Genomic DNA, 14249 nt, shown 5'->3' with positions numbered 1-14249 from the left:
GCCGTCAGGCGACTGGCCTGGCCTGGGCGAACAGCGCGGTCAGGGCCCCGCGTACCGCGTCGCAGCGGTCGGCGGGGATGATCACGCGGACGCGGGTGTCCACGCGCTCCTGGTAGAGCCGGAGCTCGACCCGGCCGAGGCCGACCTCGACGCTCAGGTAGTCCGGGGTGAGGGGGTCGGAGTCGATCGACACCACGAACTGGTGCGGGGCGTCGTCCGCGAGGCCCAGCAGGTAGGCGAGCCGGGTGACGTTCTCACGGTCCAGCGGAAACGTCTTCGCGTTGATGCCGACCGCGACCACGTCGGCGCCGTTCACGACCATCGGCCAGAAGGACAGCGTGTCGGTGTCGCGCAGCTGCGGGCGGATCGACTCGTACGAGGAGCCGGGGGTGCCCGCCAGGGCGAGCTGGTGCAGCGACGGGACTGCGTGCGTGTGGTCCCCGGGGAAGGTGAAGGACACTTCGGTCATGTCGCACCATATCCGGCAGTGGACCGCTGATCGAACACGATCACCGCCGGTCCCGCCGTTTGCGACGGCGGGACCGCCCGGGTCGCCCGGCGAGCCGGCCAAGGCCACGGTATGGGCGGCGACCGACCCCCGTTGCGCCGACCAGGCGTTCGACATCAACAACGGCGACCTGTTCCGCTGGGATGACATGTGGCCGAAGATCGCCCGGTTCTTCGACCTCGGGGTTGCCGCCCCGGTGGGCAGGCCCGGAGGGGGCGGGCGCAGGCCACGCCTGCGCCCTGCCGGGCGCGCTACGGCGCCTGCTGACGGTTCAGCTCGGAATGCCGGTAGCCGTAGGCGAAGTAGATGATCAAGCCGATCGCGAACCAGATCGCGAACCGCAGCCAGGTGACCGGGTTCAGGAAGGTGATCAGCCACAGCGAGAAGAGGACGCCGATGGCCGGGACCACCGGCATGCCCGGCGTGCGGAAGGTCCGCGGCAGGTCGGGCCGCCGGTACCGCAGGACGATGACGGCGACGCACACCACGACGAAGGCCAGCAGGATGCCGATGTTCGTCAGCTCGGCCGCCTCCCGGATCGGCAGGAACCCGGCGATGATCGCGGAGACCACCCCGACGATCCAGGTGATACGGCTCGGCACCCGGCGCACCGGGTGGAGCTTGGCGAACCAGTGCGGCAGCAGCCCGTCCCGGCTCATCGAGAACCACACGCGGGTGACACCGAGCATGAAGGTGAACATGACGGTGAGGATGCCGACGATCGCGCCGGCCGCGATGACCCCGGCCAGCTTGGACAGGCCGACCGCGGCGAACGCCGAGGAGAAGCCGCTCTCCGGGTCGATGTCCCGGTAGTTCTGCATGCCGGTGAGAACCAGCGTGGCCAGGACGTACAGCACCATCGAGACGGCGAGTGAATAGATGATCGCCTTGGGCATGTGACGCTGGGCGTCCTTGGACTCCTCGGCGGCCGTGCTCATGGCGTCGTAGCCGAAAACGGCGAAGAACACCGTGGCCGCTCCGGTGATCGCGCCGGCGACGCCGAACGGGAAGAACGGGGTGTAGTTGGCCGGGTTGATGAAGAAGAAGCCGACCACGATCACGACCAGGACGACCGCCACCTTCACCGCCACGACGAAGGTCTCGAACCGCGCGGCGGCCTTGATGCCCAGGTTGAGCAGGTACGCGATGAACAGGCACAGCAGCGCCGCGAACAGGTCCATCACCCGCCCGGGCGCGGTGCCGGGGGCGCCCAGCATCCATTCGGGCAGGTGCAGGCCCAGGTTGCCGACGAGGAACCCGAAGTAGCCGGAGATGCCGATCCCCACGACCGCGACGATGGCGGTGTACTCCAGCAACAGGTCCCAGCCGATCAACCACCCGACCAGCTCCCCCAGTACGGCGTAGCCGTACGTGTAGGCGGATCCGGCCTTCGGGATGAGCCCGGCGAACTCCGCGTAGGAGAACGCCGCGGCCGCGCTGGCCACACCGGCCAGCAGGAAGGAGATGAGCACGGCGGGCCCGGCAGTCTGGTTGGCCACCGCGCCGGCCAGCGCGAAGATCCCCGCGCCGATGATGCCGCCGATGCCGATCGCGGTGAGCTGCCACAGGCCGAGCTCCCGCTTGAGTTCGCCTTCGTGCTCGCTGGCGATCTGCTCCACCGGCTTGCGCCGGAACACTCCCGAGCCGCCTCCGAACGATTGCCGAGCCGTCATGGTCTCGCCTCCCTCGTCACGACGTTTGTCAGCTGTGAGGGGAATGATCCGAACGTACCCGCTTCGGAGGTGATGAGTCCGAGCCGGGGTGGCTCGACAGGGGCCGGGCCGCGCGGGCGCGGTCATCGGCATCGGCCTCGACGACGCCGACGCGCGGCTCGCCGCGGCGCTTCAGCGCCTGCTGTACCGGCAGGCCCGCGACCGCTGTGTGACCAGAGGGGCGGGTCCGCCTGGTGGCGTGGCGCTGGTGATGCACGGCGCCTATCGGCTCGCCCCGGCCGGGGCGAGCACGTACCAGCCGCTTCTCGTCATGCCCGACACCCGGGCGCCGCAGGCCAGGGCGGTCGCGAACGCCGCACGTACCTCGTGCCGCCACTGCCGGGCGAGTCCGGGCGCCCGGCGGCGCAGGACGTCGATGTCGTCGGGCACCGCGCACAGCATGGTCTCCGCGGCCTGTGGGGCCCGTCGCCGCGGCCGGCCGTCCGGATCGGTGTCCAGGAGCACGGCTCCCCCCACATCGAGCACGTCCACCGGCCGTCCGGCGGCGGCCGCGGCGACGTGGGGCGCGCGCAGGGGCCAGCGCACCAGCAGCCGGTCGCTGCCATGGCCCGCGTTGGGCCCGTCCGGCATCTCGCCGTAGAAGTCGACCAGGTACGACGCCACGCGGGCGCCGAGTTTGGCGAGGTTGAAGTAGGCGTTGCGGCGGACCAGCGGGTCGAAGGTCCAGACGACCGTGTCGATCCCGCGTTCGAGCGCCCAGGCCCGCTGGTGCAGCTTCAGCGCGAAGCCGACCCGCCTGCCCTGGACGCGCGGGAGGACGCCGGTGATATGCGAGTGCAGCTCGATGGCGGAACCTGGACGGCCGCCGAGGAAGCCCGCGGTGACGCCGACCATGTCGCGGCCGAGGTACGCGCCCGCGACGTAGGCGCCCGCGTGCGACAGCGCGCGCATCAGGTCGCCTGACACCGGGGGGCTGCCCTGGCCCATGCGCCAGACGAGCGCCAGCAGCCGCTCCGCCTCCCGATGTTCGACCGGCCCTGTCAGCTCTCGGACGGCGAGGCCGCCGGCTCGCGACGCCTCATCGGCCGCCGCCCGCGCCTCGCCGAGCTCCGGGTGGGACAGCGCGGTCATACGGATCCTCCGTGGACGAGCACGGCGGCGGCACGGCCGGGGCCGCCGCCGTCATGGACTGCGCCACCGCGAATCACCAGCGTCGTCGACATGCGAGCATCCTGCGCCGACGGAGGCTGCGAGAGTTCATCCGATCCGACGAACTCGGCGGCGACCTTACGGGTGTTTCGACGAAGCCGCCGATGACCGCCGCCTCCGCCAGCCGGGCCCGCGGCGGCGGATGGCACGCCTGGCGCGTCGGGCATCGAAGCACGCCCTCTTCCAGGGGAGATGAGAACGTCACCCCGTACAAATGTAGATACGGAATCCAAAGATGCGTACTGCGAAGCACCTAGCGGATTTTTGGATGACCAGGTTGTGATAAGCGCCTGGCGCAATGGCCGTGACATGGCTTAGCCCAGTAACGGTCACTGGAGCGGGACGGTCGGTGAAGGTGCCGTCACCGAGGTGGCCATACCCGTTATAGCCCCAGGCTCGGACGGCGCCATCGGCCATGAGAGCCAAACTGTGGTCCCTGCCAGCGGCAATGGCACGAACATTACTCAACCCAGACACGGAAACAGGAGCAGAGCGAAGGGTCAGGCTGCCGTCACCGAGCTGTCCAACGTCGTTCATCCCCCAGGAGCGGACGGTGCCATCGGCCATAAGAGCCAAACTGTGCTGCGTGCCAGCGGCAATGGCACGAACATTGCTCAACCCAGACACGGAAACAGGAGCAGGGCGAAGGGTCAGGCTACCGTCACCGAGCTGTCCAACGTCGTTCATCCCCCAGGAGCGGACGGTGCCATCGGCCATAAGAGCCAAACTGTGCTGCGTGCCAGCGGCAACGGCGCGAACATTACTCAAGCCGGAGACGGATACAGGAGTAGAGCGAACGGCTGCAATCGTTCCATCACCGACTTGACCATTAACGTTCGCGCCCCAAGCTTTAATGGTGCCGTCGACTAGGAGGGCAAGGTTGTGCCTCCAGCCGGCGGCAATCTCCACGACACCTTTTCTGCCAACCGGGAGAAAGATGATACCTCCCAGCCCTATGACAGCCCCAGGTGTAACGCGATTAGTAGTGGTGCCGTCACCGAGCTGACCTGCGTCATTCCATCCCCATGACAGAAGCGTTCCATCGGCTAGTAGGGCCAAACTGTGGTCCCCGCCAGCGGCAATGGACTTGACTCCACTCAAGCCAGCCACAGCAACAGGAGTACGGCGGAGTGTCAGACTACCGTCACCAAGCTGCCCTTTATCGTTCCATCCCCAGGATCGGACGGTGCCGTTGGCCATGAGAGCCAAACTGTGCTCAAAGCCCCCGGCAATGGATTGAACCCTACTCAAGCCAGACACGGTAACAGGAGTACGGCGCGCTGTCAGACTGCCGTAGCCGAGCTGCCCAGATCTGTTCATCCCCCAACTTTTGACCTCCTGCAAGGTTGCCACTTCTAGTATTCGGAAGCGGGTAAACCATGCCCTGAGCTGAACTACCCCTATTCTCAAGTATCGCAACGCGATCCTCTCCGCTCCATTGCACCACGATGCACTAGCTGTATCAATGCCCGGCGAATCGAGGGCTCGGACCATTGGAACTATAAGAGGCAGCGCCGGCCTCACCCAAGACGAACTGCGGGCGTTAAGGGAACTTGAGGGCAGTAGGGCAGCAATTTAGGGGCAGCTGGCGAGTTTTTGTCACGACACCTGGTGGTAGGAAGTGACGGGCCTTGCGCCCTCCCGGTAGTACATAGAGCCCATTCCGCCTGAGAAGCGGCCCTTCTCGATGAGCGGCAGGACGAGGATCGCCTGCCCGGGCGTGGTCGGCGATGCAGGCAGCAGCGCTGCTTGCTCAGCACCTTCCATGACCTCAAGGTCGCAATGGCACGCTCGCCGAAGGCTCGGATGCGGGGCATGGCACGATTGACGTCCCGGTGAGCGGGCGTCCCTGCACCGAGAACGGCCGACTATTTAGGGCTGGCCGACCGTTCTCCAGGTGATTCCTCTTTTCGAGGCCGCTTAGTAGATGTGCCCGAGCACTGATAAGTCACCGGTCTTCTCGCGGGAGATCTTCGGTTGGGTGAATGCCGGGGCCGCTGGCGACCGGCGTGCAGGAGGTGGACGCAAGGCCGGCCAGCGCCCGCGACGAGTTCGCGCGCCACCTTCATGACGAGCCGTCGACATCGAGTTGCTCACGGCACGGGCCCCGAGCAAACGCAGGATGCCCGGCCCGCGGCTGGCGCGCCCGCCCGGCAGGGTTGTGCAGAAGACCTCTCGGGACAGGCTCTCTGCACCGCCTGCGCGCCCCAGTCGCTCGGAAACCGTCGCCTATACGGCCACGCGGGCAGTGTCGGTCAAGAACCGAGAACCTTCAGTCGAGCCGCAGACCACGGCCTTGCCGTAGCCCTTCGGCCAGGTGGCCGTGCTGGGGGACCAGGTGCGGGAGATCCTTCAGCCGGGGGCGCTCGCTCGCCCATCGGCCGAACACGATAAGGCCGCGCGGGCACCCTTCGAGTGGCTCCCATTGGCCGTCCTTGAGCAGCCGCCGCGCGGGGCTCGGACGAGTTGCTGTCTAGGCGTCCTGGATCTCCCAAGCGTGGTCGTAGAGCGTCTGCCGCCGCTCGGCGTACCGCTTCACCACCGACGGGTCCTCGATGCCGAGCCCGAGCTGCCCCGGCTGCTCAAGGGACGCACCCGCGGCCCGGTCTTCCTCACCGACCGGCGGGCACCCGCCCACACCCCCACCCTCGACGTCTGCCCGGTCACCGGCCGAGCGCGCCTGTCCTACCGGCGCGCCGCCGAACTGTTCGAGACCCTCACCCGGCCGCTGGCCCACCCCGGCATCACCGTCCCCGCCGAACTCGAGCTGTGTGGCGGCTGGACGCTGCACCAGCAACGGCACTCCGCACTGACCCACGAGGCCGAAGACGGCACCAACTCCCCCACCCTGCTGGCCCGCTCCCGGCATGCCTCGGTCCGCTCTCTCGAACGCTATGCCCGACCCGGCGTCGACGCCGTCGCCAGCCACGTCGCAGCCCGAGATCCTCGAGCGCGCCGTGTATCCTGACCCTGTCGCGACCAGCAGCTCGCCAACATCCGGCGCATCTACGGCCGTGAGAAGGAATCCCTCGGGGTCGGGGTCTGGGAAACATCGGAACCGGATCGTGCGCTAAGCCGTGTCCGCGCAGGTCATCGCTGTGCGGTTCCATGTCGAGCCTCTTCGGCGGGTGGCACCGTCGCGTACCGTGACCTGCGGCAACGCCGCTCGATTGGGCCGTGTGGCGCGATTCTTACCGGCAGACCAAAACCTGGCAATATCCGCAGGATGGAAGATCCCACCGCTCGGACCACCGCCACGTACGACCGCATCGCCCCCGTCTTCGCCTCCCGCTCCGAGAACCCCGATGCCGCGTTCCGCGCCTTTCGAGCGCGCTTCGCTGCCGCGCTGCCCACCGGAGGACGCGTCGCCGACCTAGGATGCGGCCCGGGAAGGGACGCGGCCTGGTTCCAAGAGCAGGGGCTCTGCCCGGTAGGGGTGGACCGCTCGGCCGCCATGGCTGCACTGGCCACCGACCGCGGCGTTCCCGTGGCTCTGGGCGACCTGCGCCGCCCCCCACTGGCCCCCGGCTCGCTGGCAGGATTGTGGTCGGTCGCGGCCCTCCTGCACGTACCGGCCGCCGAGACCGTCCCCACGCTGCGCGCCTGGCACGCAGCCCTGCGCCCTGGGGGCGTGCTCGGGCTGAGCACTTCGACCGGCGACGGCGAGGTCTGGGAGCCGGTCCCGCACGACGAAGGGCTTCTGCGCTGGTTCGTACACCGCAAGCCGAGCACGCTGCTTGCGGTCCTCGCCGAGATCGGCTTCGAGGTACGCGAGCACGCCGAGAGTGCCACCCACCGCACGTGGCTCAGCGTGCTCGCGATCCGCCGCGAGGTTTGAACCAGCCGCGTGCCGCTGCCCGCGCTCACTATGACAGTGCGAATCGGCAAGGGCGGCAGCGTGCGCACCATGCTGCTCGACGACCGCGGCTACGTCACCCTGCTCAAGCTCCACCTGGCCCGCGCCGGGCTACACCGCCGGCCGCTGTTCTCCGCCGCCCCACCGTGCCTGCGCGCACCCAGCGCATCAATGCTCCCCACTGCTATCCGGCCAGAACGGTTGGAGCGGATTCTGCTCTCTTCACGGGCTCGGCATCATGATCGGGTGGACAGACTCTTAGTTCTGGTGAACGGTCCACCTGGGTCACGGCAAGTCGACCTTGGGCAGAGCCCTGGCCGCGCAATTGGGCGCGCGACTGCTGTCGAAGGACTCCATGAAGGAGGCGTTGGAGACGTGCGTGGACGATGTCGCGTCCATCCCGGGGTTCGGCGGCATCCATGGAAACGGTATGGGCACTGGCGCGTGCTATCCCGGGAAGCGTGGTAGTCGACTCGTGGTGGTTTCGGCTGTGTGACCTGCTGCACGCGAAGGCCGGGATCGAGGGCACGCGAGCCGACCGGGCCGTGGAAGTCTGGTGCGATGTGCCCGCCGAGGTCGCCAGGGAACGTTACGCGAGTCGACGGCGAAGCGCCCTTTACCAGGACGAGCGGCGCCTGGCTGACGATTGGCAGACGTGGGCGGCGAAGGCTGAGCCGCTGGGCCTCATACCCACCGTCATGGTCGACACAAGCCGGCCCGTTGATTGTGTCTGGTTGGCAGCGCAGATCAACCATCACACGACGCGGCAAGTTGGCGATCAGGTGATGTCTGCGACGGCAGCGCGCTCACGGATCTAGGAGCTGTTCGGGGTTCGGATCTAGGTGAGTCCCAGTGGTGGCCTGGCCGTCGCTGGTAGAACTCGGATGTGGCGCGCTTCGATGTGACAGATGCCGAGTGGGCGTTGATTGAGCAGTTTCTGCCGGTGGCGGCTACCGGGCCGCTGCCACGGCGGGTGCGTGATCAGTTCAACGGGATCTTGTGGCGGTTCCGCACCGGATCCGGCTGGCGTGACGTCCCAGACCGCTATGGGCCTTGGTCCACGCTCTACTCCCGGTTCAACGGCTGGGCCAAAGCCGGCGTGTTCCAAGGGCTGATGGACGCGCTGATCGCCGAGGCCGCATCGCGTGGGCAGGTCGGGTTGGAGCTGGTCAGCGTGGACTCCACGATCGTGCGGGCGCATCAAGAGTCGGCTGGACTGGCGGTCGCCGGGGAGACCTTGGACGCGCTGGAGCAGGCGCTGACCGAGGAAAAAGGGGCTCCACTACCGGAGCAGCCGCCGGTGCTGCGCGTGATGCGCCGCAGGTCACACCCAGCGCGGATGACACGGACACATCGTCGGGCCAGGATCGTGGCGCCACGCGGCGACGCCGCAAGGCCCGGGCCAAGGCTGCCGGGCTTGGCCGATCCCGAGGCGGGTTAAGCAGCAAAGTCCATGCCGCGGTCGACGCCGCCGGGCTGCCGCTGGCCTTCGTGCTCACGCCTGGACAGGCCGCCGACTGCCCGCGGTTCATCACCGTCCTGAACAAGATCCGCGTCCCCGGTCCGGTCGGTCGGCCGCGTACCCGCCCTACTGCGGTGGCCGCAGACAAGGCCTACTCCTCAAAGGCCAACCGTGCCCATCTGCGCCGGCGCCGGATCGCCGCGGTCATCCCGGAGAAGACTGATCAGCAGGCCAACCGGAAGAAGAAGGGTTCAGCCGGTGGGCGGCCCATCGGCTTCGATCCAGGATCGCTACCAGCAGCGCAACACTGTCGAGCGCTGTTTTCAGAAGATCAAGACCTGGCGTGGCCTGGCTACCCGTTACGACAAGGCCCCGGAGAGCTACGAGGCCGGACTCCACCTCCGTGGCTCGATCATGTGGTTGAAGCTCCTCACCTCAGCCACATGATCCGAACCCCGAACAGCCACAGGTCGTGGAGGACGGTGTCGGCGGGATCGCCGAAGAGCGGGCCGGGAGTGGCGAGCAGCTGGTCGACGGCCTCGGTACGGGTGGCGGCGCGGTGCACGACGGTACGCCCGTCGGGGGCGAGGGCCTGCCAACGGCGAGACCGCCCTGACCCCACGTGCCCTCCGCCGCTGGTCTGGACGAGGATGACGAGATCGGGCCGGGCTCTGGCGAGCTCCAGCGCGGGCCCGATCGGCACCCCCGTGCCGTCCGTGTCAGCGAATACCAGGATCAGTGGCGCCGGCTATCAGCCCCGCTGCGTGCACGCCGAGCTCATGGGCGCCATCGGCACCCAGGCCCAGTACGCCCGCATCCCCCTTGCGGACGGCACCCTGGTCGCCACACCCGCCACCCCGGATGAGGACCTGATCCCGTCCCTGCTGGCCGCCTCCGACGTGCTCGGGACCGGCTGGTTCGCCGCAGTGGCCGCCGAGGCCGGACCCGGCAAGACCGTCGCCGTCGTCGGTGACGGCGCGGTGGGCCTGCTCGGCGTGCTGGCGGCCCGTCAACTCAAGAACTGTTGCTTACCCAACTTGTCCATGGCGCGTCAGTCCAGTTCGGTCCAAGGCCCGGCCAGATGGCGATCCTTGGCGATCCACAGGAGGGGCTGAAGCTCGCCGGCCCACTCCGCCACGTCTTCGTCGCCGGGGAACCGGCCGTCCTTGTCTGGCCACACGACCTGCAGGACCTCCATCGGAGCATGCTGATAGAAGCTGGAGGCGGAGCCGAGCAGGATCGGGTGCCAGCTCGGATCGACCGTCTTGACGAGGACGGCATGGCCTTCCAACACGTCGTCACGCTGCTGCTCGGGGGCGGGGGCGCGCTCGGCCTCGCCGAGGATGTTGAGGCATTCGTGCATGAGGTCCAGGTCGAGCCCGCACATGATCAGATCGGGCGTGCCTCGCGTATGCCGCAGGCCGATGGTGAAGGCCCAGCCGGGGCCGTGTTCGTCCTCTGGGATCATCATGACGCTCCAGCCGTACCGCCGGACGTTTTCGACGCTGTCACGGTCGATGGCGTCAAGATCGGTGGCATCGGCGCAGATGAGACAGGGGCAGGAGGACACGGACGTGAAGGTATCCGATCCTCTCGGGTGCTCCGCGAGCGGGCTCGGCATCGGCCGAGTCGACGCTGCTGACGGAGGCTCGTCTCGGCATTCGACTCTCCGGGTTGCCGCCTGTCAACGGGGCGCATAATGATCCGCATGCTGTTCGGACGTGACGCTGAGAAGGCGAGGCTCGATCAGCTCCTGACGACAGGCGGCGCGCTCGTCCTGCGAGGCGAGCTGGGTATCGGGAAGACCGCGCTGCTTGACAGCGTCGAAGGGGACGTGCTGCGCGTCGCGGGCCACGAGGACGAGGCGGCGATGCCGTACGCCGCGCTGCACCTGCTGGCGAACAGGATGGAGGGCGAGCAGGCGAGCAGGCTGTTCGAGACGGCCGAGCCCGATCCGTTCCGCGCGGGTCTCGCCACGCTCGCGTTGCTGAGGCGGGCGAAGACGGTCTGCCTGATCGACGACGCGCACTGGCTCGACGATCAGTCCGCGCGGGCACTGGCCTTCGCCGCCCGCAGGTTGGAAGGCACCGCGATCGTGTTCGCGGCACTGGACGAGGGGTCGCCGCGACCGCGGCCGGAGGAGTCGCCCCGGCCAGGGCTGGAGGGATGGCCCCGATCGGGTGTGAAGGGGTTGCCGGGATCGAGCCTGGGAGGGGGGCCGGTGCCGCGGCTGGAGGGGCTGCCCGAGTTGCGTCTGGGACCGCTGTCCGACGAGGCGGCTGCCCAGGTGCTCGACGCCAGGTTCGGTGATCTGGCGCGGCAGGTGCGCGAACTGATCGTCGAGGAGGCCGGAGGCAACCCGCTGGCGCTGCGCGAGCTGTCCGACGCGCTCACCGCCGAGCAGCGGGTGGGCCGTTTCCTGCCGATGGAGTTGGACGCGGAGGCGCCGGCCGTGTTCGTCAGGCGGATCAGGGCGCTCGCCTCGCCCGCGCGCAGGGCTCTGCTCGTCGCCGCGAGCGACAGCACGGGTGACCTCGACGTGGTGTTGCGCGCGGCCGGCGCGGACCTCGCCGCGGTGGCTCCGGCGGAGCGAGCGGGGCTGATCAGGCTGTCGGGAAGGGCGATCGCGTTCGTCCACCCGCTGGGCAGGGCGGCCGCCAGGAGGGAGGCCACGGCGGCCGAGCGGGTGGAGGCGCATCTGGCGCTCGCCGAGTCGCTCGAAGGGTCTCGCGCCACCTGGCACAGGGCGGCCGCGGCGACCGGGCCCGACGAGAGCGTGGCCGCCGAGCTCGAAGCGGCGGCGAGCGAGGCCGCCGACCCGGTGAGCGCCTACGAGCGGGCCGCCGAACTGAGCGAGGACCCCGGCGACAGGACGCGCAGGTTGAAGGCGGCGGCGTTCGCTGCCACGGCGCTCGGCCAGGTGCGCAGGGGGACGGCTCTCGTCGACGGCGTGGCACGCCTGTCCGCCGATCCGAGCATGCTGGCCGACGTGACGAGGATGCGGGCGGTCGCCCTGTTCGAGAAGGGATCGCCGGGCGAGGCCGGCCGCCTGCTGATCGAGGGCGCCGTGCCCGTCGTCGACAGCGCTCCAGAGCAGGCGGCGATCATGGCGCTGCAGGCCGTGAGATACGGCTCGCACGCCGGCGACACGGCGCTGGCGCAGGAGGCGGCCGTGCTGCTCAGGTCGCTGCGGCTGCCGGAGGGCTCCGCGCTCGTGCCGTTCGTCAGCGGGATGGCGGGGTTGGCGGACTTCCTGGCGGGCGGCCCACCGACGAGTCTGGCGTCCCTGCGGGGCCTGGCCGCCGCCGATGGCCCTGCCCCGCAGCGGCTGACCGCCGCGTCCCTCGCCTTGATCATGGGAGATGGTGTCCTGGCCGAGCGGCAGATCGAGGGGCTGGAAGGCGTGTACGCGCTCGAGGTGCGCGCGCATGCCAAGCTCTTCGTCGGGAAGCACGCCGAGGCCGCGAGAGAGGCGGCCGAAGGACTGCGCATGGCCCACGAGCTGGGTCACGACCGCAGGGTGGCTCATCTAAAAGGGCTCTCCGCGCTGCTGGCGGCCATGGAGGGCGACGAGAAGCGGTGCAGGGGCCTGGCCGAGGAAGCGATCGCCGGCGGCGTCGCGACGACCGCCTCGCTGGGCCACTGGGCGCTCGGCGTGCTGGAGCTCGCCCTTGACCGCTACGAGACCGCGTTCGGCCACCTGAGCGCGATCGACCACCCCGTCGTCGCGCTCCACGCCGCGCCTGACCTCATCGAGGCCTCGGTCCGTTCAGGTGCGGCCGAGGCCGCGGGCCCTCTGTTGGAGAGGTTCGCCCAATGGGCGGAGGTGACGGCGCGGCCGTGGGCGTCCGCGGTTACCGACAGGTGCATGGCCATGCTCGTCACGGAGCTCGACGCCCGGCCCGATTCCGGCGAGGAGCTCTTCGTCCAGGCCCTGCGCGAGCACGAGAAGGACGGCAACCTCTACCACCACGCCAGGACCCACCTCGCCTACGGCGAGTGGCTGCGCAGGGCGAAGCGCAGGGGGGAGGCGCGCGAGCAGCTCAGGAGCGCGCTGGCCGCCTTCCACGAGCTGGGCACCCGCCCGTGGGCGGACCGCGCACGGGCGGAACTGGCGGCCACCGGCGACCCCGCGCTCCCGCCTCTCGACGTGCTCGACCTGACACCCCAGGAGGCCCAGGTCGTACGGCTGGCCGCGCAGGGCCTGAGCAACAGGGAGATCGCCGCCCGCCTGCGTCTCAGCCCCCGCACGGTCGGCTCGCACCTCTACCGCGCCTATCCCAAATTAGGTGTCTCCTCACGCGGTCAACTCAGGGAGATTACTCAATCAGTCGGCACGGATGACTGATGCGGTCATCCCATGGGCCTACTACGGTGCTGCGGATCAGTGCTTTCGAAGGGAAACAACGCGTGCGTAAGCCAGTCAAGGCTCTTCTTGTGTCCGCCACTCTGTTTGCCGGTGTGATCGTCGCCAGCCCGGCGTCCGCCGCGGCCGCCCCGTACTCCCCCGAAGCCGCCTGTGCGGAGACCGCGGGATACGGCGGCTGGACCAACGCGACCGACGGTCGCAGGACGCTGAAGACGCCGTTCGGCGACACGTTCGGCTACGTCCAGCTGATGTGGAACGGCAGCCGCGGCACCAACTGCGTCGCCACCATCAAGACGGCGTTCGCCGGCACGGCGACCACCACCAACGCGACGCTCAGCATTAAGCACGGGCGCACGTACACGGACACGAAGAGCTACAAGTACTACGCCGCCGTCGTCGCCAAGGCGGCGGGTCAGTGCGTGAAGTACTCGGGCTACACCTTCGACACCCGCCAGGACGCCACCTCCGCGCACGGCGGCCGTGGCAGCTACAGCAACTGCGGCTAGCGCCTCGCCGTGTTGAGATGGGCCAGCACGGCCAGCACTCTCCTGTTGTCGTCGTCGGAGGGGGCCAGGTCGAGTTTGGCGAAGATGGACGCCGTGTGCTTGCCCACGGCGCTCTCGCTCAGGTAAAGCCGCTGGGCGATGGCCGCGTTCGACCGGCCCTCGGCCATCGCTCCAGCACCTCCCGCTCGCGCGGTGTGAGCTTGCCGAGCGGCTCGCGCCGCAGGCCCAAGCCTCTGCCGCGGCGGCCGCCGCCACACCGCGGGAGGCCAGGCCGAGCATGCCCGACTCCACGTCCCAGAAGTGGGCGGTGAACGCCTCGCCGGGAGCCAGGAGCAGGCTGACCTCGGAGAGCTGTCCGAGGCCCAGCAGGCGTTCGCAGCCCTGGTGACGCTGTGGGGAGCCGTCTTTGGTTTCAGGTGTTGTCGGGGTTGGCGAGGTCGTCGCGGGCGATGACAACGCGGGTGGCCTTGCCGGCCTTACTGGCGGTGGTGGTCGGCGGTAGGGCCCGGACGTGGATGAAGTACACCCGGATGCCGACGAGTTCGGCGTACGGCGGCCAGGCGTCGGGGGTGCCGTCGGTGGGGAAGTCGAGGAGCTTGTCGGTGAGGTTGTAGATAACGAGGTAAGCGGTGTGCTGCCCGTAGTCGTGGGCGTATTTGAATGATC

Annotated in this window: 13 protein-coding genes and 4 pseudogenes; 7 read left to right on the top strand and 10 right to left on the bottom strand. The window is 69.0% G+C overall.

What is annotated here, in order from left to right:
* Positions 1-4 precede the first annotated feature (4 nt).
* The 5 genes and pseudogenes from AC3EO4_RS44340 to AC3EO4_RS44320 form a co-directional block, all read right to left on the bottom strand.
* Positions 5-469: a hypothetical protein gene (locus tag AC3EO4_RS44340; protein WP_379582500.1), complete on the bottom strand. Its 465-nt coding sequence runs from the start codon at positions 467-469 to the stop codon at positions 5-7.
* Positions 470-759: 290 nt separating this feature from the next.
* The gene (locus tag AC3EO4_RS44335) at positions 760-2181 is read right to left on the bottom strand and encodes an amino acid permease (protein ID WP_379582498.1); all 1422 of its coding nucleotides are present in this window, start codon (positions 2179-2181) and stop codon (positions 760-762) included.
* A gap of 261 nt (positions 2182-2442) precedes the next feature.
* Complete coding sequence (locus AC3EO4_RS44330) at positions 2443-3312, bottom strand: GNAT family N-acetyltransferase (RefSeq protein WP_431901770.1); 870 nt, start codon at positions 3310-3312, stop codon at positions 2443-2445.
* 279 nt (positions 3313-3591) lie between these two features.
* Positions 3592-4710 carry an RCC1 domain-containing protein gene (locus tag AC3EO4_RS44325; RefSeq protein ID WP_431901868.1) on the bottom strand — a complete coding sequence of 373 codons (1119 nt, stop codon included), beginning with the start codon at positions 4708-4710 and terminating at the stop codon, positions 3592-3594.
* 345 nt (positions 4711-5055) lie between these two features.
* Positions 5056-5225, bottom strand: a pseudogene (locus tag AC3EO4_RS44320) (IS5/IS1182 family transposase); the annotation flags it as partial.
* Positions 5226-5887: 662 nt separating this feature from the next.
* Between AC3EO4_RS44320 and AC3EO4_RS44315 the strand changes: the two are divergent.
* Positions 5888-6358, top strand: a complete 471-nt coding sequence (locus AC3EO4_RS44315) for a hypothetical protein (RefSeq protein ID WP_431901769.1) — start codon at positions 5888-5890, stop codon at positions 6356-6358.
* Between the two features lie 258 nt (positions 6359-6616).
* Positions 6617-7228: a class I SAM-dependent methyltransferase gene (locus AC3EO4_RS44310; RefSeq protein WP_379582490.1), complete on the top strand. Its 612-nt coding sequence runs from the start codon at positions 6617-6619 to the stop codon at positions 7226-7228.
* Between the two features lie 303 nt (positions 7229-7531).
* Here the strand turns inward: AC3EO4_RS44310 and AC3EO4_RS44305 are convergent, their stop codons facing one another.
* Positions 7532-7663, bottom strand: a complete 132-nt coding sequence (locus AC3EO4_RS44305; RefSeq protein ID WP_431901765.1) for a hypothetical protein — start codon at positions 7661-7663, stop codon at positions 7532-7534.
* 44 nt (positions 7664-7707) lie between these two features.
* Between AC3EO4_RS44305 and AC3EO4_RS44300 the strand changes: the two genes are divergently transcribed.
* Together AC3EO4_RS44300 and AC3EO4_RS44295 are read left to right on the top strand one after the other, a co-directional pair.
* Positions 7708-8064 carry a P-loop nucleotide/nucleoside kinase family protein gene (locus AC3EO4_RS44300; RefSeq protein WP_379582488.1) on the top strand — a complete coding sequence of 119 codons (357 nt, stop codon included), beginning with the start codon at positions 7708-7710 and terminating at the stop codon, positions 8062-8064.
* Positions 8065-8132: 68 nt separating this feature from the next.
* A pseudogene (locus AC3EO4_RS44295) lies at positions 8133-9155 on the top strand (IS5 family transposase).
* On the opposite strand, the gene AC3EO4_RS44290 reads toward AC3EO4_RS44295, so the two are convergent.
* Complete coding sequence (locus AC3EO4_RS44290; RefSeq protein WP_379570354.1) at positions 9139-9411, bottom strand: hypothetical protein; 273 nt, start codon at positions 9409-9411, stop codon at positions 9139-9141. The pseudogene AC3EO4_RS44295 and the gene AC3EO4_RS44290 sit on opposite strands and share 17 nt — an antisense overlap.
* Positions 9412-9427: 16 nt before the next feature.
* On the opposite strand from AC3EO4_RS44290, the pseudogene AC3EO4_RS44285 reads away from it, so the two are divergent.
* Positions 9428-9724, top strand: a pseudogene (locus AC3EO4_RS44285) (IMP dehydrogenase); the annotation flags it as partial.
* A gap of 35 nt (positions 9725-9759) precedes the next feature.
* Here the strand turns inward: AC3EO4_RS44285 and AC3EO4_RS44280 are convergent.
* Complete coding sequence (locus tag AC3EO4_RS44280) at positions 9760-10329, bottom strand: DUF4262 domain-containing protein (protein WP_379570356.1); 570 nt, start codon at positions 10327-10329, stop codon at positions 9760-9762.
* A gap of 87 nt (positions 10330-10416) precedes the next feature.
* Between AC3EO4_RS44280 and AC3EO4_RS44275 the strand changes: the two genes are divergently transcribed.
* A complete protein-coding gene (locus AC3EO4_RS44275) occupies positions 10417-13056 on the top strand; it encodes a LuxR C-terminal-related transcriptional regulator (protein WP_431901761.1) in 2640 nt (879 codons plus the stop codon).
* A gap of 113 nt (positions 13057-13169) precedes the next feature.
* Positions 13170-13583: a hypothetical protein gene (locus tag AC3EO4_RS44270; protein WP_431901760.1), complete on the top strand. Its 414-nt coding sequence runs from the start codon at positions 13170-13172 to the stop codon at positions 13581-13583.
* On the opposite strand, the pseudogene AC3EO4_RS44265 reads toward AC3EO4_RS44270, so the two are convergent.
* Both AC3EO4_RS44265 and AC3EO4_RS44260 read right to left on the bottom strand, forming a co-directional pair.
* Positions 13580-13803, bottom strand: a pseudogene (locus AC3EO4_RS44265) (response regulator transcription factor); the annotation flags it as partial. The gene AC3EO4_RS44270 and the pseudogene AC3EO4_RS44265 overlap by 4 nt on opposite strands.
* A gap of 192 nt (positions 13804-13995) precedes the next feature.
* On the bottom strand, positions 13996-14249 hold a 254-nt coding region (locus AC3EO4_RS44260; protein WP_431901758.1), incomplete at its 5' end, for a hypothetical protein.

It is taken from the genome of Nonomuraea sp. bgisy101 (assembly GCF_057708945.1).
This window is presented reverse-complemented; position numbering and strand designations above follow the sequence as displayed.

Excerpts from the sequence above, each read along its gene's own strand:
- AC3EO4_RS44335 (WP_379582498.1), bottom strand. The coding sequence starts at position 2,181 with ATGACGGCTCGGCAATCGTTCGGAGGCGGCTCGGGAGTGTTCCGGCGC.
- AC3EO4_RS44310 (WP_379582490.1), top strand. The coding sequence starts at position 6,617 with ATGGAAGATCCCACCGCTCGGACCACCGCCACGTACGACCGCATCGCC.
- AC3EO4_RS44275 (WP_431901761.1), top strand. The coding sequence starts at position 10,417 with ATGCTGTTCGGACGTGACGCTGAGAAGGCGAGGCTCGATCAGCTCCTG.
- AC3EO4_RS44280 (WP_379570356.1), bottom strand. The coding sequence starts at position 10,329 with ATGCCGAGCCCGCTCGCGGAGCACCCGAGAGGATCGGATACCTTCACG.
- AC3EO4_RS44330 (WP_431901770.1), bottom strand. The coding sequence starts at position 3,312 with ATGACCGCGCTGTCCCACCCGGAGCTCGGCGAGGCGCGGGCGGCGGCC.
- AC3EO4_RS44340 (WP_379582500.1), bottom strand. The coding sequence starts at position 469 with ATGACCGAAGTGTCCTTCACCTTCCCCGGGGACCACACGCACGCAGTC.
- AC3EO4_RS44305 (WP_431901765.1), bottom strand. The coding sequence starts at position 7,663 with ATGCCGCCGAACCCCGGGATGGACGCGACATCGTCCACGCACGTCTCC.
- AC3EO4_RS44325 (WP_431901868.1), bottom strand. The coding sequence starts at position 4,710 with ATGAACAGATCTGGGCAGCTCGGCTACGGCAGTCTGACAGCGCGCCGT.